Source organism: Streptomyces sp. DSM 116793 (genome assembly GCF_057320905.1).
In genome coordinates this window covers 5,407,529-5,428,627 of sequence record NZ_CM170494.1, presented here as the reverse complement: position 1 = coordinate 5,428,627, position 21,099 = coordinate 5,407,529, and the positions used below count along the sequence as shown (strand labels likewise).

Annotated in this window: 14 protein-coding genes and 1 pseudogene; 4 read left to right on the top strand and 11 right to left on the bottom strand. The window is 73.7% G+C overall.

The annotated features are described in order from the left end of the window. Positions 1-350 precede the first annotated feature (350 nt). From ACSMXW_RS21205 to ACSMXW_RS21190, 4 genes are all read right to left on the bottom strand, one after another. Positions 351-1,046: a demethylmenaquinone methyltransferase gene (locus ACSMXW_RS21205; RefSeq protein WP_485798357.1), complete on the bottom strand. Its 696-nt coding sequence runs from the start codon at positions 1,044-1,046 to the stop codon at positions 351-353. A gap of 180 nt (positions 1,047-1,226) precedes the next feature. Continuing rightward, positions 1,227-2,432: a cyclic dehypoxanthinyl futalosine synthase gene (gene mqnC, locus ACSMXW_RS21200; protein WP_485798355.1), complete on the bottom strand. Its 1,206-nt coding sequence runs from the start codon at positions 2,430-2,432 to the stop codon at positions 1,227-1,229. Between the two features lie 246 nt (positions 2,433-2,678). Beyond that, a complete protein-coding gene (locus tag ACSMXW_RS21195) occupies positions 2,679-3,647 on the bottom strand; it encodes an aldo/keto reductase (protein WP_485798353.1) in 969 nt (322 codons plus the stop codon). A 1,550-nt stretch (positions 3,648-5,197) separates the two neighbouring features. Next, complete coding sequence (locus ACSMXW_RS21190) at positions 5,198-6,010, bottom strand: menaquinone biosynthetic enzyme MqnA/MqnD family protein (protein ID WP_485808192.1); 813 nt, start codon at positions 6,008-6,010, stop codon at positions 5,198-5,200. Positions 6,011-6,507: 497 nt separating this feature from the next. On the opposite strand from ACSMXW_RS21190, the gene ACSMXW_RS21185 reads away from it, so the two are divergent. Beyond that, positions 6,508-6,711: a cold-shock protein gene (locus ACSMXW_RS21185; protein WP_067282429.1), complete on the top strand. Its 204-nt coding sequence runs from the start codon at positions 6,508-6,510 to the stop codon at positions 6,709-6,711. Positions 6,712-7,050: 339 nt separating this feature from the next. Here ACSMXW_RS21185 and ACSMXW_RS21180 read toward each other — a convergent pair whose 3' ends face one another. Further along, positions 7,051-8,988, bottom strand: a complete 1,938-nt coding sequence (locus tag ACSMXW_RS21180) for an AMP-dependent synthetase/ligase (RefSeq protein WP_485808190.1) — start codon at positions 8,986-8,988, stop codon at positions 7,051-7,053. 621 nt (positions 8,989-9,609) lie between these two features. Next, on the bottom strand, positions 9,610-11,085 hold the full coding sequence (locus tag ACSMXW_RS21175) for an acetyl-CoA C-acetyltransferase (protein WP_485808189.1): 1,476 nt from the start codon (positions 11,083-11,085) through the stop codon (positions 9,610-9,612). A 70-nt stretch (positions 11,086-11,155) separates the two neighbouring features. Here ACSMXW_RS21175 and ACSMXW_RS21170 point away from each other — a divergent pair, with 70 nt between their 5' ends. Next, complete coding sequence (locus tag ACSMXW_RS21170; RefSeq protein WP_485798352.1) at positions 11,156-12,514, top strand: 3-oxoacyl-ACP reductase; 1,359 nt, start codon at positions 11,156-11,158, stop codon at positions 12,512-12,514. Between the two features lie 1,045 nt (positions 12,515-13,559). After that, positions 13,560-13,898 (top strand): annotated as a pseudogene (locus ACSMXW_RS21165) (MaoC/PaaZ C-terminal domain-containing protein); the annotation flags it as partial. 82 nt (positions 13,899-13,980) lie between these two features. Here the strand turns inward: ACSMXW_RS21165 and ACSMXW_RS21160 are convergent. From ACSMXW_RS21160 to ACSMXW_RS21140, 5 genes are all read right to left on the bottom strand, one after another. Then, positions 13,981-14,601 (bottom strand): TetR/AcrR family transcriptional regulator, encoded by a 621-nt coding sequence (locus tag ACSMXW_RS21160; protein ID WP_485808188.1) that lies wholly within the window; start codon positions 14,599-14,601, stop codon positions 13,981-13,983. A gap of 814 nt (positions 14,602-15,415) precedes the next feature. Next, on the bottom strand, positions 15,416-17,566 hold the full coding sequence (locus ACSMXW_RS21155) for a SpoIIE family protein phosphatase (protein ID WP_485798351.1): 2,151 nt from the start codon (positions 17,564-17,566) through the stop codon (positions 15,416-15,418). A gap of 825 nt (positions 17,567-18,391) precedes the next feature. Continuing rightward, positions 18,392-18,628, bottom strand: coding sequence for a hypothetical protein (locus ACSMXW_RS21150; protein ID WP_485798350.1), 237 nt, complete (start codon positions 18,626-18,628; stop codon positions 18,392-18,394). A gap of 139 nt (positions 18,629-18,767) precedes the next feature. After that, positions 18,768-19,208: a hypothetical protein gene (locus ACSMXW_RS21145; protein ID WP_485798349.1), complete on the bottom strand. Its 441-nt coding sequence runs from the start codon at positions 19,206-19,208 to the stop codon at positions 18,768-18,770. Between the two features lie 13 nt (positions 19,209-19,221). Then, entirely contained in the window at positions 19,222-20,010 is a 789-nt protein-coding gene (locus ACSMXW_RS21140) for a hypothetical protein (RefSeq protein ID WP_485798348.1), read from the bottom strand. 72 nt (positions 20,011-20,082) lie between these two features. Between ACSMXW_RS21140 and ACSMXW_RS21135 the strand changes: the two genes are divergently transcribed. After that, positions 20,083-20,700 (top strand): hypothetical protein, encoded by a 618-nt coding sequence (locus tag ACSMXW_RS21135; RefSeq protein WP_485798347.1) that lies wholly within the window; start codon positions 20,083-20,085, stop codon positions 20,698-20,700. Positions 20,701-21,099: the final 399 nt, after the last annotated feature.

Sequence of the window (21,099 nt, the reverse complement as noted above, 5' to 3'; positions counted from 1 at the left end):
TCGTGTGCGGGGCTCGCACGTGCCGGGTTCTCGTGTGCCGGGCTCGCACGTGCCGGGTTCTCGTGTGCCGGGCTCGCACGTGCCGGGTTCTCGTGTGCCGGGCTCGCACGTGCCGGGTTCTCGTGTGCCGGGTGCGACCGGTGTGCTCTGTGCGGCCGCAGGGGGCGCGGGGGCTGTGCGGCCAGCCGTCGCCGGTTCGCGATTCGCGGTACGCGGCCCCGACGGGACGGTGGGGGGCAGGGCGGGGTGGTTCGGTGCGCGGGCGTCGTGGTTTTTCGCGCAGTTCCCCGCGCCCCTTTCCGGGGGCGCCGAGCCCCTTGCGGGGCGGGCCCCGCAGAGGGCGCGGGGTGTCAGGTTTGTTTGTAGGCTCGGTGGAGTGCCACGATTCCGCCGGTGAGGTTGCGCCAGGCCACCTTCGTCCAGCCGGCCTTGGCCAGCCGCCGGGCCAGCGCGGCCTGGTCGGGCCAGGCGCGGATGGACTCGGCGAGGTAGACGTACGCGTCCGGGTTGGACGAGACGCCGCGCGCCACCGGCGGTAGCGCCCGCATCAGGTACTCGGTGTAGACGGTGCGCAGCGGCGCCCAGGTCGGGTGCGAGAACTCGCAGATCACCACCCGGCCGCCCGGCTTGGTCACCCGGTACAGCTCGTGCAGGGCCGCGTCCGTGTCCTGGACGTTCCTGAGCCCGAAGGAGATCGTGACGGCGTCGAAGACCTCGTCGCGGAACGGCAGCCGGGTCGCGTCGCCCGCCGTGAACGGCAGCCAGGGGTGCCGCTGCTTGCCGACCCGCAGCATGCCGGTCGAGAAGTCGCACGGCACGACGTACGCACCGGTGCGGGTGAACGGCAGCGAGGAGGTGGCCGTGCCCGCGGCCAGGTCGAGCACCTTCTGTGCGGGTCTGGCGTCGACCGCCCTGGCCACCTCCCGGCGCCAGAGGCGGGTCTGGCCGAGGGACAGCACGTCGTTGGTGAGGTCGTAGCGCTCCGCGACGTCGTCGAACATGGAGGCGACTTCGTGCGGCTGCTTGTCCAGGGATGCGCGGGTCACGCGCCCCAGCATACGGAGTGCCCCGGCGCCCCCGGTCGCCCGGCACACGGCGGCCGCCACCCGGCCGGCGGCGGGGCTGCCGCGCCGCCTCAGGGCCTCCGCGGCCTCCGCGGCCTCGGGACCTCCGCGGCCTCGGGACCTCCGCGGCCGCGGGACCTCCGCGGCCTCAGGCACCCGGCCTCAGCGTGCGTCGACGAGCTTGAGCGCGCGGCGGCCCGTCGCCGTGCCGTCCAGCGCGGTGGACGACAGGTGCGAGACGACGCGGTCGTCGACGGGGTCCTGGGCCGGGTCGTCGTGCACGACGAGGTGCTCGTAGGTCGTGGAGCGCTGCGCCGGGACCCGGCCCGCCTTGCGGATCAGGTCGATGATCTCCATCCGGTTGGAACGGTGCCGGGCGCCCGCGGAGGAGACCACGTTCTCCTCCAGCATGATCGAGCCGAGATCGTCCGCGCCGTAGTGCAGCGAGAGCTGGCCGACCTCCTTGCCGGTGGTCAGCCAGGAGCCCTGGATGTGGGCGACGTTGTCCAGGAAGATCCGCGCGATGGCGATCATGCGCAGGTACTCCAGGAGGGTCGCCTGGGTGCGGCCCTTCAGGTGGTTGTTCTCGGGCTGGTACGTGTACGGGATGAACGCGCGGAAGCCGCCCGTCCGGTCCTGGACGTCGCGGATCATGCGCAGGTGCTCGATGCGCTCGGCGTTGGTCTCGCCGGTGCCCATGAGCATCGTGCTGGTGGACTCCACGCCCAGCCGGTGCGCCGTCTCCATGATCTCCAGCCAGCGCTCGCCGGACTCCTTGAGCGGGGCGATGGCCTTGCGGGGGCGCTCCGGGAGGAGTTCGGCGCCGGCGCCCGCGAAGGAGTCGAGGCCCGCGGCGTGGATGCGGCTGATGGCCTCCTCGACGGTGACGCCGGAGATCCTGGCCATGTGCTCCACCTCGGAGGCGCCGAGGGAGTGGATGACCAGCTGCGGGAACTCCTTCTTGATGGCCGCGAAGTGCTTCTCGTAGTACTCCACGCCGTAGTCCGGGTGGTGGCCGCCCTGGAACATGATCTGGGTGCCGCCCAGCTCCACGGTCTCCGCGCAGCGGCGCAGGATGTCGTCGAGATCGCGGGTCCAGCCCTTGTCGGTGTCCTTGGGGGCGGCGTAGAACGCGCAGAACTTGCACGCCGTCACGCAGACGTTGGTGTAGTTGATGTTCCGTTCGATGATGTACGTCGCGATGTGCTCGGTGCCGGCGTAGCGGCGCCTGCGGAGGGTGTCGGCGGCCGAGCCGAGGGCGTGCAGCGGGGCGTCGCGGTAGAGGACGACGGCTTCCTCGGGGGTGATCCGGCCGCCGGCCGCGGCACGGTCGAGGACGGCGGTCACGTGGTCGGCCTGGTCGGTCACCGGCGTCCCTTTCGTAAGGGTGTGAACGGACCGTCCCAGCGTACGCCAGGGCCTTACGGCCCTCGGGCGGACCCTTCCGAGGGGTGCGGTGCTCTTGGGTTTTCCGAGGGGTGCGGTGCTTCTTGGGTTCCGAAGGGTCTGGGGCTCTTGGCGTTGTGGCACCCGGCTTCCCGGGAACGCGGCGCCGCACGGTGTCACGACCCCGCGCGCCTTCCACGGCGCTGACGCGCCCCCGCCGGGGCCCGCTCAGCGGTTGACGGCCGACATGTCCGCGTACCGGTCGCCCCGGGGCGCGGAGAGGGACTGGAGGCGGTCCAGTTGGGCATGGCTCAGGCGGACGCCGTCGGCCGCCACGTTCTCCTCCAGGCGGCCGACCCGCTTCGTGCCGGGGATGGGGACCACGTCCTGGCCCTGGGCGAGCAGCCAGGCCAGGGCGACCTGCGCGGGCGTGGCCCCGGCCTCGTCGCCGACGGCCTTGACCTCGTCGGCGATCCGCAGGTTGGCGTCCAGGTTCTCCCCGGAGAACCGGGGGTCGGTCCGGCGGAAGTCGTCCTCGGCGAGCTGGTCCTTGCTGCGGATGGTGCCGGTGAGGAAGCCGCGGCCGAGCGGCGAGTACCCCACGAAGCCGATGCCCAGCTCCCGCAGGGTCGGCAGGATCTCGCCCTCAGGTTCCCTGGCCCACAGGGAGTACTCGGTCTGCAGCGCGGTGACGGGGTGGACGGCGTGCGCGCGGCGGATCGTCGCCGGTGCCGCCTCCGAGAGGCCGATGTGCCGGATCTTGCCCTGGGTGACCAGCTCCTTCAGCGCGCCCATGGTCTCCTCGATGGGCGTGTTCGGGTCCACGCGGTGCTGGTAGTAGAGGTCGATGCGGTCGGTGCCGAGCCGCCTCAGCGAGCCCTCCACGGAGTGCCGGATGCTGTCCGGGGAGCTGTCCCAGCCCCGTTCGCCCGACGGCTGGGAGATGAAGCCGAACTTGGTGGCCAGCACCACCTCGTCCCGCCGGCCGGCGATCGCGCGGCCCACGAGCTCCTCGTTGGCGTACGGGCCGTAGACCTCGGCGGTGTCCAGCAGGGTGACGCCGAGGTCCAGCGCCCGGTGGATGGTCCGGATGGACTCGGCGTCGTCCTCGCCCGCTCCGGTGTAGTAGTCGGACATGCCCATGCAGCCCAGGCCGATCCGGGAGACCTCCAGGTCCCTGAGTTTGACGCGCTTCACGATGGTCCGTCCCTTCCCGCCTTCCCGGGGCGGCGGTCCCCGGTGACGCATGGCCGAATTCCTTCATTATCGGGCGAATGGGGACGGATGGCGCTCCGGGGCACTGGGCCGGGTACGGGAGCGCGCCCATCCGCCGGCCGGGGCCGCGCCTCAGTCCTCCTCCGACGTCTTCGACATCCGCGCCCCGGGGGTCGCCCCCCCCCGGGTCGTCCGAGGTGTACTCCAGGTCGTCGCCGACGGGGCGCAGACGGACGGTGTGCGCGGTCTGTGAGCAGTGCGAGGGGTTGCCCTCGGCGCCCTTTCCGGTGGCCACCAGTTCGTCCCCGGCCGCCTTCTTCAGCGTCAGGACGTCCTTGCAGGTGCCGCCCAGGAGGTCTCTCTGCGTGAGGGTCGCGAACTCGGCGCCCCGCCCGGCCTGCCGGACGACGAGTTCGAACGTGCCGTCGGGGAGGCCGTGGGCACTGGCCTCGCCCCGCCAGGTGCCGAGGAACCGGGCGGGCACGTCGTGGCCGGCCGGGGGCCGGCTGGAGGCGGGAGGCTTCCCGGCGACCCCGCCGCCGCCCGAGCCGTCCCCGGAGCCGCCGCCCGGCAGCAGGTCGAAGACGAAGACGGAGCCCACCGTCAGCACGGCGAGCCCGCCCGCGACGGCGAGGGCGACGGTGCAGCTCAGCCGGCGGCCGCGGCCGTGCACACCGGGGGCGGTGTCCGCGGCGACGCTGACCGACAGCCTGGCCCCGTCCGGCTCCCCGGCCCCGCCCCGGCGGCCGTCCGCGACCGCACCACCGTGCTCGCCGGTCCCCCGCCCGCGGCCGGGCGGTGGGGTTCCGTCGCGGCTGGGCGGTGGGTCCTGGTGGCGGCCGGGTCGCGGGTCCTCGCGGCGGCCGGACGGTGGAGCCTCGCCGTGGCCGGCGGGCCGGGGCCCACGGCGATCCGGCGGTACGGCGTCGCGGTGGTGGCCGAGCGGGACGGTCGCGCGGGAGCCGGGCGGAGCTGCGCCCCCGGGGGCGGGCGGGACGGGGCCCTGCGGGCCCGGCGTAACCGCACCGTCGCGTCCGGGACCCGTGGCGCCGGGGGCATGGGGAACAGCGTCCGGCACGGCCTCCGCGTACGACGGATCCGGCGGGCCGAAGGCCCCGCCCGGCGCGCCCGGCGCGCCCGCACCGGCACCCGGGACGGCCGCCCCATCCGCCGCACCCGCCCCATCTGCCGCACCCGGGACGTCCGGCGCACCCGGGACGTCCGGTATACCGGCCGCATCCGGCGCACCCGGGGCCCCCGGCACACCCGCCGCACCCGGGGTGCCGCGCGCACCGCGACACGGCACGCACGCACCGCGGCGCGGGCGCGGAATACGGAATCGGAGCGCCCCCCAGGAACGGTCGCCGCACGGAATTCGGGACCGGCCGGCGGCCCTATTCCCGTCGCGTTCACCTGCCCGGACCCGTAATGGTCATGAAACCGACGGGCAGGTCACCCGGAATTCACCCGGGGCCGCCCCGGAACGCGGAGCGGCCCCGTGAAAAACAGGATGCGTAAATCGCCGGCGGCTGCTAGGGCCGCAGGAGTTCCACCCGGACGTCCGCGGGGAAGCCGGTGGTGGGCCCGACCCGCCGGGCGAACTCCGCGACACCCTCCAGCTGGTCGGGGCCGAAGCGGAAGTCGAGCGTGGTGAAGTAGCGGGCCAGCACCTCCGCCCCGAACACCTCCCACCGGGCCGCCTGCTCGGCGACCTTGCCGACCTCCTCCAGCGACACGTCGCGGGAGTCCAGGAACGCCCGGTGGACCCGCCGCACCATCTCCGGCTGGGCCGCCAGGTAGTCGCGGCGGCTGGCCCAGACGGCGAACACGAAGGGCAGTCCTGTCCACTCCTTCCAGAGCGAGCCCAGGTCGTGCACGTCCAGGCCGAGCCGGGGGCCGTCGTGCAGGTTGGCGCGGAGCGCGGCGTCGCCGATCAGCACGGCGGCCTCCGCCTCCTGCATCATCAGGCCGAGGTCGGGCGGGCACGTGAAGTAGTCGGGCCGCACCCCGTACCGCTCGGCGAGCAGCAGCTGGGCGAGGCGCACCGACGTGCGGGACGTGGAGCCGAGCGCGACCCGGGCGCCGTCGAGCCGGTCGAGCGGCACCTGCGAGACAATCACGCAGGACATCACCGGGCCGTCGCAGCCGACCGCGAGATCAGGGAAGGCGACCAGGTCGTCCGCGTTGCGGAGGAACTCCACCAGGGTCACGGGCGCGATGTCGAGATCGCCCCGCACGAGCTGCTCGCTGAGCTTCTCCGGAGTGTCCTTGAAGAGTTCGAGGTCCAGCAGGGTCCCGGTGCGAGCGAGCCCCCAGTAGAGGGGGAGGCAGTTCAGGAACTGGATGTGGCCGACGCGCGGCCTGACGCGAAGCGGGCCGGGGCGCTGATCGCCGCCCGGTCCTGTGACTGAGTCCGCGGGAGAATTGTCCACATCGCGAGACTAGACCCCCGGTGTCTCCCGGCCGCCACCAGGTCCCCGGCGACGCCCCGGCGTCACCGCCCCGCCACCTTCCGATCATCCGGACGGCCCGCCGTTCGGGGGTTCGCCCGCTGCCCGGCCCCGGCGACGCCACGGAGATCCATCAGAAGCCCCTAGTGCGCCGCGGGCAGCGCTGTCAATACGGTCTCCGGCCCTCCGGCATCCGGGTGAAGTGATCTTTACCTCTATCGCTTTCAGGGGGGCGCGTGCTAGGCTCATACGCAAGTTGCAGTTTGGTTTCCCTTGCAGTACAGAGCCTGCGGAGCATGTGACCCGCAGGCTTTCGTCGTTTTCAGACTTATGCAGTTGCCTCACAACAGCAGGTTCTGGAGCAGGGCAACCCTTTGGCCCAAGGAGGGCTTATGGCTACCGGAACCGTGAAGTGGTTCAACGCCGAAAAGGGCTTTGGCTTCATTGCCCAGGAAGGCGGCGGCCCCGACGTCTTCGTCCACTACTCCGCGATCAACGCCTCCGGCTTCCGCTCCCTCGAGGAGAACCAGGCCGTGAGCTTCGACGTCACGCAGGGCCCCAAGGGCCCGCAGGCGGAGAACGTCACCCCGATGTGATCGGGGGTCCCGAGGTCACTCGGGATCTGATCCGGAACGGATAGCAGTACCCAAGGGGCCCCGGCCGCTCGTCGCCCGCGACGTGGCCGGGGCCCCTGCCTTGCGCTGCGCTGGGCTGCGTCGGGGGGCGAGGGTGTGCCGTCTGCCGGCGGACAGGCGCGACGAGCGCGTCGTCACCCTCCCGAAGGGGCGGATTCTGTCGTCTTCGGACCACCGGTCGGTGGGTGGTTGCGCGCGCAGTTCCCCGCGCCCCCATCGGGGCACAGCCGCACGTCCTCGCCCCCCGCCGGGGCGGGGGCCCCTCGTCGGGGCGGGGCCCCGCGTCGGCGCGGGGTGGGCTCACTTGGCGTACAAGCGCTCGATCTCCGCCGCGAAGTCCCGCTCGATGGCGCGCCGTTTCACCTTCAACGACGGGGTGAGATACCCGTTCTCCTCCGTGAAGGTCACCGGCAGGACCGCGAAGCGCCGGATGGACTCGGGCCGGGAGACGAGCCGGTTGGCGTCGTCCACGGCGCGCTGGAGCGCCGCACGCAGCTCGGGGTCCTCGGCCAGCTCCGCACGCGAGAGCTTCCCCTTGCCCCGCATCTCCTGCCAGTGGGCGACTCCGTCCCCCTCCAGGGTGATCAGCGCGGTGATGTACGGCCGGTCGTCCCCGATGACGAGGCACTGCCCGACGAGCGGGTGCGCGCGCAGCCAGTCCTCCAGCGGTGCCGGCGCGACGCTCTTGCCGCCGGTGGTGATGAGGATGTCCTTCTTGCGGCCGGTGATGGTGAGGTACCCCTCCTCGTCGAGGGCACCGATGTCCCCGGTCGGCATCCACCCGTCGACCGAGATGTCGACAGGCCCACCGCTCTGGGCGTCCCAGTACCCGGAGAACACCTGGCCGCCGCGGAGCAGGATCTCGCCGTCGTCCGCGATCCGCACCCCCGTGCCGGGCAGCGGCCAGCCGACGTTGCCGAGCCGGGGCCGCAGCGGCGGGGTGACCGTCGCCGCCGCGGTGGACTCCGTGAGGCCGTAGCCCTCGAAGACCCGGATGCCGGCGCCGGCGTAGAACGCGGCGAGCCGGCGGCCGAGCGGCGAGCCGCCGCAGATGGCGTACCGGACCCGGCCGCCGAGGGCCGCCCGGATGCGTCGGTAGACCAGCGGGTCGTACAGCGCGCGGGCCAGCCGCAGCGCGGGCCCGGGGCCGGGTCCCGTGCCGAACAGCCGGGCCTCGGTCGCCTCGCCGTAGCGCCGGGCGACGGCGGCCGCCCGGTCGAAGGAGGCGGCCCGGCCGATCTTCTCGGCGGTGGCACGGCCGGTGTTGTAGACCTTCTCCAGGACGTACGGGATCGCCGGCAGGAACGTCGGCCGGAAGCCGGCCAGGTCCGCGAGGAGGTCCTCGGTACGGATGGACGGGGCGTGCCCGAGCCGCACCCGGGCGCGCAGGCAGGCGACCGCGACCATCCGGCCCAGGACATGGGAGAGCGGCAGGAAGAGCAGGGTGCTCGCGGGGTCCTTGGTGACCGACCTGAAGCAGGGGTACAGCAGCTCGACGGCGTTGTCGACCTCGGCGAAGAAGTTGCCGTGCGTGATCACGCAGCCCTTGGGGCGGCCGGTGGTGCCGGAGGTGTAGACGATGGTGGCGACCGACTCCGGGGAGAGCGCGGCGCGGCGCGCGGCGACCTCCTGGTCGGTGACGTGCGCGGTGCGGCCCAGCTCGGCGAGCCGGCGGATGCCGCCCTTGCCGGACCGGTCCCCGGGCGCCTTCTCGAAGGTCCACACCTGTGCCAGGTCCGGCAGCCGGTCACGCTCCGGTTCGAGCGCGGCGGCCTGCGCGGCGGTCTCCACGGCGATCGCGACAGCGCCGGAGTCCTGCAGGATCCAGCGGATCTGGAACGCGGACGAGGTCGGGTAGACGGGCACGGTGATCAGGCCCGCGGCCCAGGCGGCGAAGTCCAGCAGCGTCCACTCGTAGGTGGTGCGGGCCATGATGGCGAGCCGGTCGCCGGGGGCGAGGCCGGCCGCGACGAGGCCCTTGGCGACGTCCAGGACCTCCTGCGCGAAGTCGCGCGCGGTGACGTCGATCCAGCGCGCACCCGCGGACTGCGCCGCGCCGTCGCCGCCGTGCGCCCCGGGCTCCTGGACCACCTTGCGGCTGATGACGACGTCCTTGGGCGCCTCGCGGGCGTTGTCGAACGGGATGTCGGCGAGCGAACCGCGCGTCACCGGCTCCTTGAGCGCCGGGACGACGGCCTCCCGGACCTGCCCGCCGACTCTGCGCAGGGTCGGCGGCACCAGGGGCGGCGGGGGCGCGGCGCCCTTGCCGGAGCCGGCGGCCGGGGTGTGCGGGGTGAGGGCCGGGGCGCCGTCCCCGGGGGCGGGGACGCCGTCCCCGGTGGGGGTGTCGGCACGGGCGGACGGCTCCGCGGGTCGCCGCACCGCGGGGCGGCCGGGGCCCGCGGGGGAGACGGCGGACAGGGCGGGGCGCCGCCGGGCGGTGGCCGGCGGGGCGGGCTCGGACAGGACGGGCTCCAACGGGTCGGGGTCCGACGGGATGCCGGGGGCGTGCGCCGGGGGTGCGCCCGCCCGGAACCAGGGGGTTCTGGGCGGGCCGGGGTCAAAGGGGGTGGGGGGCTGGCGTGGCACGGGCGTCTCCTTGTCTGCCCGGAGGGTAAACACTGGGTGCGGTGCCCGGCCAGACGGGTTCTCTGCTCCCCCACACGACTCCCACAGGAGCGGCTACTCCGGCACGACCTGACGTGACGTCAGCCCGGGCCAGCCCCGGCAGGGCGGCTCTCGCCCGGCCGTCTGTCCGCGGGGCGCCCCCTGGGGACGGTGGCGACGTGCCGCTTCGCCGTGGCCGGACGCGCAGTTCCCCGCGCCCTTGGCCGACCGGGGCCACCCCCACGTCGGGGCTCAGGGGCGTTCCAGGATGGCCGTCACCCCCTGGCCGCCCGCCGCGCAGATGGAGATCAGGCCGCGTCCGGGGCCGCCGCGCTCCGCGAGGAGCGTCGCGAGGGTGGCCACGATGCGCGCGCCGGTCGCGGCGAAGGGGTGGCCGGTCGCCAGCGAGGACCCGGCGGCGTTGAGCCGGGTCCGGTCCACCGGGGCGAGCCCCCGCCTCTCCCACGCCGCCAGCGTCGCAAGGACCTGCGAGGCGAACGCCTCGTGGATCTCGATCAGATCGAAGTCCTCGATGCCGAGCCCGACCCGTGCCAGCATCCGCGGCACCGCGTACGCGGGCGCCATCAGCAATCCGTCCTCGCCGCCCGCGACGTCCCCGCCGACGAAGTCGACGGCCGCGGTCTCGTACGCCGTCAGGTAGGCGAGGGGTTCGAAACCGCGCGCCGCGGCCCACTCCTCGCTCGCCAGCAGCACCGCCGCCGCGCCGTCGGTGAGGGGCGTGGAGTTCCCGGCCGTCATGGTCGGCTCGGGACCGTCCGTGCCGAACACCGGCCTGAGCGCGGCGAGTTTCCGCACGGTCGAGTCCGGCCGCAGGTTCTGGTCGCGCTCCAGGCCGCGGAACGGCACCACGAGGTCCCGCAGCAGCCCCCGCTCGTACGCGGCGGCGAGCCGTTGGTGGCTGGCGGCGGCGAGTGCGTCCTGCGCCTCGCGGGTGATGCCGAACGCGCGGGCCGTCACCGCCGCGTGCTCACCCATGGACAGCCCGGTGCGCGGCTCGGCGTTGCGCGGGATGTCCGGCACCAGGTGGCTCGGCCTGGTCCGGGCCAGCGCGGCGAGCCTGCCGCCGGCCGACCTCGCGCGGCGCGCCGCGAGCAGGATCCCGCGCAGTTCGTCGTTGACGCCGAGGGGCACGTCGCTCGCGGTGTCCGCGCCGCCCGCGATCGCGGAGTCGGTCTGGCCCAGCATGATCTTGTTGGCGGCGGCGATCACGGCTTGCAGGCCGGTGCCGCAGGCCTGCTGGATGTCGTACGCGGGGGTGCGCGGGTCGAGCCGGGAGCCGAGCACGGTCTCCCGGGCGAGGTTGAAGTTCCGGCTGTGCTTGAGCACGGCACTGGCGACGAACTCCCCCACCGGCAGCGCCCCACCGCCTCCGGGCCCGCCGCCGGCGGCGGGCCCGCCTCCGGGCCCGCCGCCGGCCCCGGCTCTTCCGCCGCCTCCGGCCCTTCCCCCGTCCGCGTTCCCGCCGCCGGCCCGGTCCGCCACTCCTCCCGGCCCCGGTCCGTCGAGCCCGAACCGCTCCACCAGGCCGTCCAGGGCGGCGCTCAGCATCTCCTGGTTGGACGCGGTGGCGTACGGGCCGTCCGAGCGGGCGAACGGGATCCGGCAGCCGCCGATGACCGCGACACGCCGGGTGCCGGGCGGTGGGAGGGCCCCCGGGGGGCGCGGTGCGGACTGCGGATCCGTCCTCGGTGGGCTCTCGGGACTCATCTCGACCTGCTCCTGACTCATGAGTAACCTTACTCGAAAGTCAAGTTACGACCGAGGGGGGAGCCGGACAATGGCGGACCGCTATCTGGCGTTCTCGGGCACGGCACCCGGCCGCTTCCTGACCCGCCGTCTGGGGCTGCCGCAGCCCGCCGCCCTGCGCCGCTCCGCGGTCGGCCACCGGACGCTCGACGGCCCGCTGCTGCACCTCACCGCGGGCAAGCCGGCCGCGGAGAGCGGCGGCCGGGAAGCGCTCGCCGCGGTGCTGGCCGGCACCGGCCTGCCGGTGCACCACGCGCCCGACGCGTCGCAGCGGTACGGGGGCGTGGTGCTGGACGCCCGGGGCGTCACCGGCGTCGAGGCGCTGGCGGAGGTCCACGCCGCCCTGCACCCGGTGGTGCGGTCGGTCGCTCAGAGCGGGCGCGTGGTGGTGCTGGGCAGCCCGCCCGATCCGGCCGACCACCACCAGAGCGCGGTCCAGCAGGCCCTCGAAGGGTTCGTCCGCTCCCTCGGCAAGGAGATCGGCCAGGGCCGCACGGTGACGCTGGTACGCCTGGCGGGACCGGCCGCGCCCGCCGCCTCCACGCTCCGTTTCCTCCTCTCCCCGAAGTCCGCGTACGTCAGCGGCCAGCTGATCGAGGTGGCCGGCACGGCCCCCGGCCTGCCGGCCGGCTACCGCCCCGAGCGCCCGCTCGCCGGCCGCACCGCGCTGGTCACCGGCGCGGCGCGCGGCATCGGCGAGGCGGTCGCCCGGACCCTGGCCCGGGACGGCGCCCGGGTGGTCTGTCTGGACGTGCCGGCCGCGGCGGACGACCTGGAACGGGTCGCGGACGGCCTCGGCGGCGACGCGCCCGCGCTGCCGCTGGCACTGGACATCACCGCGCCGGACGCGGGCGAGCGGATCATCGCCGGGCTCCCGGACGGCGCCCTGGACGTCCTCGTGCACAACGCCGGCGTCACCCGCGACCGCCGGCTGGTCAACATGCCCGCCGAGCGCTGGGCGGCGGTGCTCGACGTCAACCTGGCGAGCGTGCTGCGCACCACGGACGCGCTGCTGGCGGCCGGGGCCGTGCGGCGCGGCGGGCGGATCGTCGGCACCGCGTCCATCGCCGGCCTCGCGGGCAACGCCGGCCAGACCAACTACGCGGCGAGCAAGGCGGGCATCGTCGGCCTGGTCCGCGCCCTGTCCGGGACGGCGCTGGACGAGCACGGCGTGACCGTCAACGCGGTGGCGCCGGGCTTCATCGAGACGCGGATGACGGCCGCGGTGCCGTTCCTCGTCCGCGAGGCGGGCCGGCGGATGAACTCACTCGGCCAGGGCGGGCTTCCGGTGGACGTCGCGGAGACCACGGCGTGGTTCGCGGATCCGGCGTCCGGGGCGGTCAACGGGCAGGTGGTACGGGTGTGCGGGCAGAGTCTGCTCGGGGCGTAGGCGGGACGCGGGTAGCACTCGGCAGCCCTCCGCCGCTCTCCGCCAGGCGGTCGACGTCAGTCGAGTCAGTCGAGTCAGTCGAGTCAGTCGAAGTCTGTCGAAGGAGTCGCTCGTGCTGGTAGCCCATCTCGTCCGGGGTGCCGTGCTGTCGCCGCTGAAGCGGCCGGGTGCGGACAAGGAGCTGCCGCGGGAGCCCGTGGTGGCCCCGGGGGTGCGGGTGGCGGCCGGGCGGCTGGCCGGCTACCGGGAGCTGTGCGGGTTCCCCGCGGGCGGGACGGGCCTGCCGGTGACGTACCCGCAGGTGCTGGGGTTCCCGCTGGCGATGCGGCTGATGTCGGCCCCGCGGTTCCCGCTGCCGCTGCTCGGCCTCGTCCACACCTCCATCGGCATCCGGCAGGTGCGGGACCTGGGCGCCGACGAGGAGTTCACGCTGAGCGTGCGGGCGGCGGAGCTGACGCCGCACCCGCGAGGCACCGAGGCGCACCTGCTGACCGAGGTGCGGGCCGGGGGCGAGTTGGTGTGGGAGTCCCGCAGCACGTATCTGGCGCGGCACGCCACGGCACCGGCGGGCCGGGCGGGTGGCGTGGGGCGGGCGGACGGCCCGGGTCCCGCGCAGGCCGGCGCGGACGGCTCGCGTACCGCGCAGGCCGGCGCGGACGGCTCGCGTACCGCGCAGGCCGGCGCGGACGGCTCGCCTACCGCGCAGGAGCGCGCGTCCCGCGGGTCCGGCGGCGGGTTCGGCAGCGGGTCCCGCGGGTCCGGCGGCGGGTTCGGCAGCGGGTCCCGCGGGTCCGGTGACGGGTTCGGCAGCGGGTCCCGCGGGTCCGGTGACGGGTTCGGCAGCGGGTCCCGCGGGTCCGGTGACGGGTTCGGCAGCGGGTCCCGCGGGTCCGGTGACGGGTTCGGCAGCGGGTCCCGCGGGTCCGGTGACGGGTTCGGCAGCGGGTCCCGCGGGTCCGGTGACGGGTTCGGTGGCGCGTTGGGGGGTGCGCCCGGTGACGGGTCCGGCGGGCCGTCCGTCCCGTCCGACGACGACGCCCGCGCCCTCCCCGCGCGTGCCGAGTGGCGGCTCGGCGGGGACCTGGGGCGGCGGTACGGGGCGGTTTCGGGGGACCGGAACCCCATCCACCTGCACCCGCTCACCGCCCGCCTGTTCGGCTTCCCGCGGGCCATCGCGCACGGCATGTGGAGCGTCGCGCGGTGCCTGGCGGAGCACGGGGCCGGGGGCCCGGTGCGGGTGGCGGCGCGGTTCCGGGCGCCGGTCCCGCTACCCGCGACGGTGACGTACGCCGCCGGGGACACCGCGTTCGCGCTGCGCGGCGGCAGCGGCACGGACGCGGCGCGGGTGCACGTCACGGGCGAGGTGCGCCCGCTGGGGGCGTGACCGGGGAAGCCGCGTGACCCGTGAAGCCACCGAGGACCGGGGAAGCCGCCGGTGCCGTGGGGAGCGAGGCTCCCGCCGGGGGCTACCGCCCGGGAGGGGACCAGGGACGTCCCGCCATCAGGTTGCCGAGGCCGGCCCAGGCGAAGTTCATCAGGGTGGCCGCGGCCTCCTGCGCCGGGACTCCGCCGTCCGTGTTCGCCCAGGCGGCCAGCGATTCGGCGGCGCCGACCAGGGCCTGCGCCAGGCCCTCGGCCTCGCGGTCGGCGGGCCCGGGGCCGCCGTGCGCCTCCCGGGCCGCTTCCCTGATCAGCTCGGTCACAAAGTCGGTGATCTCCGCGCGGAGCGCCGCCACCTCGGCCGCGGACGGCTCGCCGCGGGTGCGGGCGTGGTGGTGCAGGATCGCCCACCCGTCGGGGTGCCCGGTCGTGTGCGTGAAGAAGGCACGCAGGCCCTCCCAGAGCCGGCGGTCGGCGGGCAGGGCCGGGTCGACGCCGTCGCGCACGGCCGCGGAGAGGGCCTGGGCCTCGCGGCGGATGCACGCGGTGAACAGGCTCTCCTTGGAGTTCAGGTACAGGTAGACGAGGGGTTTGGAGACGCCCGCGAGTTCGGCGATCTCGTCCATGGAGGCGGCGCGGTAGCCGCGTTGGCCGAAGATGCGGACGGCGGCGTCGAGCATCTGCCGCTCGCGGACCGCGCGCGGCATTCGTTTGGGGCGCGGCTCGCGGGTCGCGCCCGCGGGTGCGGGCTGGGCGCCCGCCTCGATGCCCGTCGCCCCGGGCTGCGTGCCCGCCTCGGTGGCCGTGGCGCCGGGCTGGGCGCCCGCCTCCGTGCTCTTGGCCTTCGCCCCATCCACCCGGCTGCCCCTTCACCCCGCCCCGCACCCACGGGGCCTGCCCCTCCAACCCTACGTTCTCCCCCACCCCTGCCCCTCGGCCCAACGCCTCGCTGGGTTTCGCGCAGTTCCCCGCGCGCCCGATCAACTGCCCCCCAAGGCCGGTGACCCACCGCGGGCCCGTCGTGGTTCCTCGCGCAGTTCCCCGCGCCCCTGAGGAGCTGCCCCATTCGGCCGGTGGCCCACCGCGGGCCCGCCGTACCTTCTCGCGCAGTTCCCCGCGCCCCCGATCAACTGCCCCCCAAGGCCGGTGACCCACCGCGGGCCCACCGTGGTTCCTCGCGCAGTTCCCCGCGCCCCCGATCAACTGCCCCCCAAGGCCGGTGACCCACCGCGGGCCCACCGTGGTTGCTCGCGCAGTTCCCCGCGCCCCCGATCAACTGCCCCCTGAGGCCGGGGGCCTGCTACGGGCGCGTTGTGGTTGCGCGCGCAGTTCCCCGCGCCCCTTCCGGGGCGCGCCTGACAGCCGGGCGCCCCATAGGGGCGCGGGGAACTGCGCGACAAGCCCCACCAACCGCAAGCCGGGAAAGACGCCGCAAAGGGGCTCGGCGAGACCGAACAGGGGCGCGGGGAACCGCGCAGAAAAGCCCCGCCGGCCGGCAGGTGGGAGCGGGCCGCCGCGGGGTCACCCGGGACCGTCGGCGGGCCGGCACGGGTCGCCGGACCGGGCACGCGCGACCAGCAGCAACGCGATATCGTCGCTGCTCGGAGCGACAACCGTCTCCTCGGCCCGCTTGACCACCGTGTCCGCGAGCACATCCAGCGGCTCGTCCCCCGCCCGCGCAAGCTGCTCCGCGAGCCGCTGGATCGACAGCCCCAGGTCCATCCCGGGCCGCTCCACCAGCCCATCGGTGTAGAGCGCGAGCATCGCGCCCGGCGGCAGCGGCACCTCGACCGTCTGGAAGCGGGCGTTCTCCTCGACCCCGAGGAGCAGTCCGGACGGCAGGTCGAGCACCTCGGTCCGGTGGTCGGCGTGCCGGAGGATCGGCGGTGGATGGCCGGCGGACGCCAGCAGGACCCGCTGCCGGGGCACGTCGATGTGGGCGTACAGGCAGCTGCAGAACATGCTGCCGCTCAGCTCCATGAGCAGCCGGTTGGTACGGGCGAGAATCTCCTCGGGCGGCGCGCCCACCCGCGCGTGGGTGTGCACGGCGGTGCGGATCTGCCCCATCAGGGCGGCCGCCTGGACACTGTGCCCCTGGACGTCGCCGATCACCGCACCGGCCCGGCACCCGCCGAAGTCGATGAGGTCGTAGAAGTCGCCCCCCACCTCCAGGGCGTGCGTGGCGGGACGGTACCGCGCGGTGACCCGCAGGCCCGTCACTTGGGGCAGGCGGCCCGGCAGCAGCCCGTCCTGCAGGCCCCGCGCCACCCGGGCATTGGCGTCGTAGAGCCGGGCGCGCTCCAGCGCCTGAGCGATCATCCCGGCCAGCGAGGTGAGTTCCGCGCGCTCGTCCGGGGTGAATGTCCGCGGTCTGTCGTATGCCAGCACCCAGCAGCCGAAGGTGCCGCTGGAGACCGTCAGCGGCAGGAACGCGGAGGCCGCCACGTCCCGGTAGTGCTGGTGCTGGGGGTAGGCGCGTACCAGCTCGGCGTTGGTGGGGTGGAAGCCGGCGACGCCGGTCTCCATGACCCGTACGGCCTCGCTCCTGTCGGCCATCGGCATGCCCTGGAAGTAGTCCACCATCCCCGGGGGGAAGCCGCGGGAGCCCACCACCCGCTGCCGGCCCTCTTCGGCGACCATCAGGGCCAGCCCCTGGGCGTCGAGGACCGGCATCATCTGCTCGATCAGCGACTCGGTCACCTCGCGCATGCCCGCCGCCTCGGTGAGCGCGGAGGCCAGGTGCAGCAGGTGGAAGAGGGTGCCCGCGCGGGCGGGCGCGGCGGGCAGGCTGTCGTCGGCCGGCTGCTGCTCCCTTTCGGGCGACTCGGCGGGCCTGATGCGCACGCTGACACCGGAGGCGTCGGGGTAGAGCAGGAACGACAGCCAGGCGCCGTCCGGACGCCGCGAGGCGAAGCCGCTGGGCAGGCGGCTGAAGAGCGCGGCGAGGTAGGCGTTCTCGTGGGCCGGGTCGCCCAGCCAGGGCAGCACCTCCCAGGGCTGGGAGCCCAGCAGCTCGGCCCGGTCACGGTCGAGCAGCCGGGCGGCCGCGGTGTTGACGAAGGTCATCCGGCCGCGCAGGTCGAGTGCGACGAAGCCCTCGTCGAAACGCTCCGTGAGGGCCACCGCTGGATCCTCGTCGCGGGCTAGCGCGGGCTCCACGGCGAACGGCACGTCCCTCGCGGACACCGGGTGGCCCTGGGCGGCGGCGTCTCTCAGCATGCCGGCCATCCGGCCGGCGGCCTCGCCGGTCCGCGTCACCTCGGCTGCCGACAGCTGCGCGGAACGGGTGCCGGGCCACAGCAGCAGCATGGCGCCCCAGCAGACGCCGTCCGTCATCAGCGGGACGACGTACATGGCCACCGAGTACGGGAAGGCGAGCGCCGTGCGGGGAAAGCGGCGGGCCAGCTCCTGCTGGTCGGGGATCCACACGGGGGCGCCCGAGCGGGCCGCCTCGGCCACCGGCACGGGCGCCGCCATCGCCACCCGGGACCACGGCCGGGCCAGCCTGGTGGGCACCCCGGTGACCGTCGTCATCTGCAGCACAGACCGTTCCGGAACCTTCAGGTACAGGGCGCCCAGGTGGGCCCCGACGCCGTGCGTGACGCAGTCCAGCGCCCGGTCGAGGCGCGCGGCCGCATCCTGTGCCGCGGCGCTGTCCTCGTTCCCGTGCACGTCCTACCGCCTCACACACGTCCTGCCGTTCCCGCGCAGGGGGTTCCCTGCCCGGCCCACCACGGACCGCACCGTCCGCTTCACCCTCCGGAAGCACGGGCACCGGCCCGCTCCTCCCCGATCCGGAGACTCATCCCGGCAGCACCGCTCCGGCGAACCTCCCAGAACGGAGCGTTCCGGTACGGCGACGCCGCGTGGAGACGGCCAGGACGAGAAACGAACGCTTTGTCCTAGATCTCCCCCAGTCTAGGGGCACCACCATCGGTACCGGCTTCGCCTCCGCCCCACCCTCCGCCCCACCTCCGCCGCCCAACCGACGAGGCATGCCGCCGACCCGCGCGCCACCGACGCCCGAACCGGAGATGCGAACGAGTGGGGCTGTACCCACCCGGCCACGGGGCGTCGCGGGATACCGGGCGATGGCCGGCGTCCACGGCTTCTCCGCTCTCGGCCCGGCGCATCGAGTACCGCCCGGATCGGGAGAGGGAACGAGGATTCTCCTTCTGCCGCGCCGTCTCTCCCCCTCAACGCAGCTGATCACCGGCGCGGTTCTCACGGCCACCGGGCGGCGTGCGCGGGACGCACGGCGAATAGCACTCACGCCACGGTACGGAATGCGTACACACACGCTCCCACCGCGATCTCTCCGCCTTCCGAAATCCGTCCTTCATTGGCCGCCCATCAATGGCGCGAATACTTGGAAAGGGAGTGCTCGTCAATGGTTCACATAAACACGGCCGCAGGGCGGCGGAACAGCGGGAGCCTTCTTTGTCATGCACGAATTGGTGGCGGGCCGAGGCCCGCCACCATTGTGCCCCACCCGGATCAGAGGTAGAGCCACACGGAGATCGTGCCCCCGCCAGCGGAGAAGACGACTTCTCCGGGACCCTGGGCCGGGTTGCGGTTCGCCACCTCGGCGGCGGCGACGCCATTGGCGTACGTGCCGAACCAGCGCCACTGCCGCACCGCCAGGAGACCTGCTTGTCGTTGTTTGAACGCGATTCCCTCCTCGGCAGTCAGGACTCTGTCGACGGGGATCTGCTCACCTTCGTTGACGGACATGGTGGTACTCCTATCGTCGTTGACGTGAGGACGGAACGGCGCCTTCCGCCGGCCGAGCACCGCGCCGGTCGCGGCGGGTCGGCCTTCGGAACGGAGTCGGCGCCTCCCTCTGACCGAGCGAGACGCCGTTCGCCGTGGCTCACCCTCCGGGCTGCGGCTGCACCTTTCCGGCGCGCCACCAGCCCCAGACGGTTATGCGGTTGAGCCCCGTACGCCGCCGGGCACAGCCTCCGCACTCGGGGATGCGTGCCCGGCGCGTGAGCGCCGATATCACGTCGCCAAGACCGACCGCACCTTTCCGCCGGTGGCCCTTGCCGAGCGAAGGGATCTGGCTTTCGAGCCTCTCCCAGGTGACCGGCAATCCCGGAAGGGGCTCCATGAGCCTTCTTTCCTCCGCGCTCAGGATCTCGACGTCCGGGTGCGCGAGGAGCCGTTGGGCGACCTCGTCGTCGGCGAGCCCCACGTACGCGGTGTCAAGGCCCTGGACGACGACCGCGTTGGGTGCGTCGTATTTCAGCGACGGCTGTGTTCCCGCTTGCTGTTCGACCGGCATGGCCAGCCAGTGGATGACGGCATTCACGTCACGTCTCCCGTCACTGGTGGCAGCATCCGACGGCCCAGCGGCAGAAGATGCCGCAGTCGCACAGGGCGCAGGCAGCGCACTTGGCCGCGCAGGCACCACACGCAACCGCGAGGCAGGCCACGGCCCCGACCAGCGTCGGGGCTGCGGCGAGGCAGCCCGGCAGCGCCGCCAGGCAGGGGCCGCTGCAGCCACGGATACACCCCCTGAAAGCGTCCCAGACGCCGTCTACTTCTTCGAGCCCTCTCGTCTCGATTTCGAGCTGGTATTCGGTGGCGTTTTCCCAGGTTCCCCGGCTCTGCATGAGGACCCTCACCGCCCTCGTCGGGGGCCGGGCGGGGGCTCCTATCGCAGCGTAGGTGGTGGTGCTGAGGCCCAGGAGGGCCACACGATCTCCATCGTCACCCCCCACGTCGGTCGCGAGCATGGTCATGTCGAAAGCCGCCACCCTCTCATCGGTGACCGTATCCGTCACCGGGTTTTCGAAGGCGGCGTGGAACTCCATCCCTGTGGCGTCCATCCTGGAGATGTCTTGAGCGGTGATCCCTGCGTGCCCAGCGGCTGCCTCGATCACCTCCGGCAAGCGCACGTCCGAGTCGGCCGCGAACAATCCCCACTGTGCCCCCGCGGCGGCCGAGGTCAGATGCGCCAGCCGCTCTTCCCTGATCAAAGGACGTGCTGTCATCCTCTTCTCCTCTCTTCCCGGTGGATCGGGTGCCGGCCCATGAAGGCCGAGCACCTTCACATCGTGGAACCCACCGCAGAGGACCCGCACGCCGAAACAATTCTGCTTCTCGTACACTTTTTAACCAAGCATTAGTTGCAAGCTAAATTCGCCATAATGAGCGTCGTGCAGACACAGGGAACCGTGCCTGTGACCGTGCGCTTGCCGTACGGCACTCGGGTGAAGCTGCATCAGTTGCTGCGACATGAGAAATTCCGGTGCAAGGAACTGGCAGATGACGAACGGTGGAATCCGGCCGGGCTCGGTCACCGCGAGGCCGCAGCCGTACGCGCCGCACGGCGTCTTGAACTGTCCAGGGTCCGTGAGCGCGGGGAACTCCTGGACTCGATCGACCGGTTGGCGGCTCTCGGTGTCCGGTGCGAACTGCGGGCGCGCGGCTGGGACCGTTCCTGGCCGGATTATCCGGAAGAGGCCAGGGGCCCGGGACGGTGGCCGGGTTCGCAGGAGGGAGGCTTTCCCGAAAAGCTGTCCGTACGGCTTCCGTCCGACCTGGCGCACCAGGTCCGGGCCGCCTGCTGGCACACGTCCGTCGACGCCATCGCGGCCCTCCACGACTGGCGGGACCGGCACCCACAGGTCATGCCACGTCGCGACTGGGCGCCCGCGGGGCAGGAGAGCGCCCTGGAGACGTACCGCCAGCTCACCTCTCGCGTCACCACCACCGGTGAGATCTGGCGGGCGGGCATCCAGCGCGGGATCGACGCCTGTCGTGCCCTGGCGCACGCGTGCCCGCCGGCGGTCCGCTGAGGACCGCTGAAGACCGCTGAAGACCGCTGAAGACCGCTGAAGACCGCTGAAGACCGCTGAAGACCGCTGAGAACCGCTGACGCGGGCGGAGTCGCCTGAAGGCGTTAACGGCCAACGCCGGCCACAGTTGCAAGGAAGACGATCCGGAGGACGTTCACGGGGCACCTCCGACGCCTTCGAGGCAGTGGAGGAAGCTCCGCCGTGTGGGCGCGGGCAACCACCCACCGGCCGGTGGTCCGGCCACGACGGAAACGACGGAAAGAGGCCCCTTGGCCCGATGACGACGGAAAGAGACCTCTTGGCCCGGTGACGACGCGCGGGTCCCGTCGGGGCCGGTCACGCAGTTCCCCACGCCCCCGCGGGTGCCGGGTGCCGAGTGCCAGGTGCCGGGTGCCGGGG

What these genes read in the sequence shown, in the direction of transcription:
- ACSMXW_RS21185 (WP_067282429.1), top strand. Translation starts at nt 6,508, where the DNA reads ATGGCTACCGGAACCGTGAAGTGGTTCAACGCCGAAAAGGGCTTTGGC.
- ACSMXW_RS21175 (WP_485808189.1), bottom strand. Translation starts at nt 11,085, where the DNA reads ATGAGTCCCGAGAGCCCACCGAGGACGGATCCGCAGTCCGCACCGCGC.
- ACSMXW_RS21170 (WP_485798352.1), top strand. Translation starts at nt 11,156, where the DNA reads ATGGCGGACCGCTATCTGGCGTTCTCGGGCACGGCACCCGGCCGCTTC.
- ACSMXW_RS21160 (WP_485808188.1), bottom strand. Translation starts at nt 14,601, where the DNA reads ATGCCGCGCGCGGTCCGCGAGCGGCAGATGCTCGACGCCGCCGTCCGC.
- ACSMXW_RS21150 (WP_485798350.1), bottom strand. Translation starts at nt 18,628, where the DNA reads ATGTCCGTCAACGAAGGTGAGCAGATCCCCGTCGACAGAGTCCTGACT.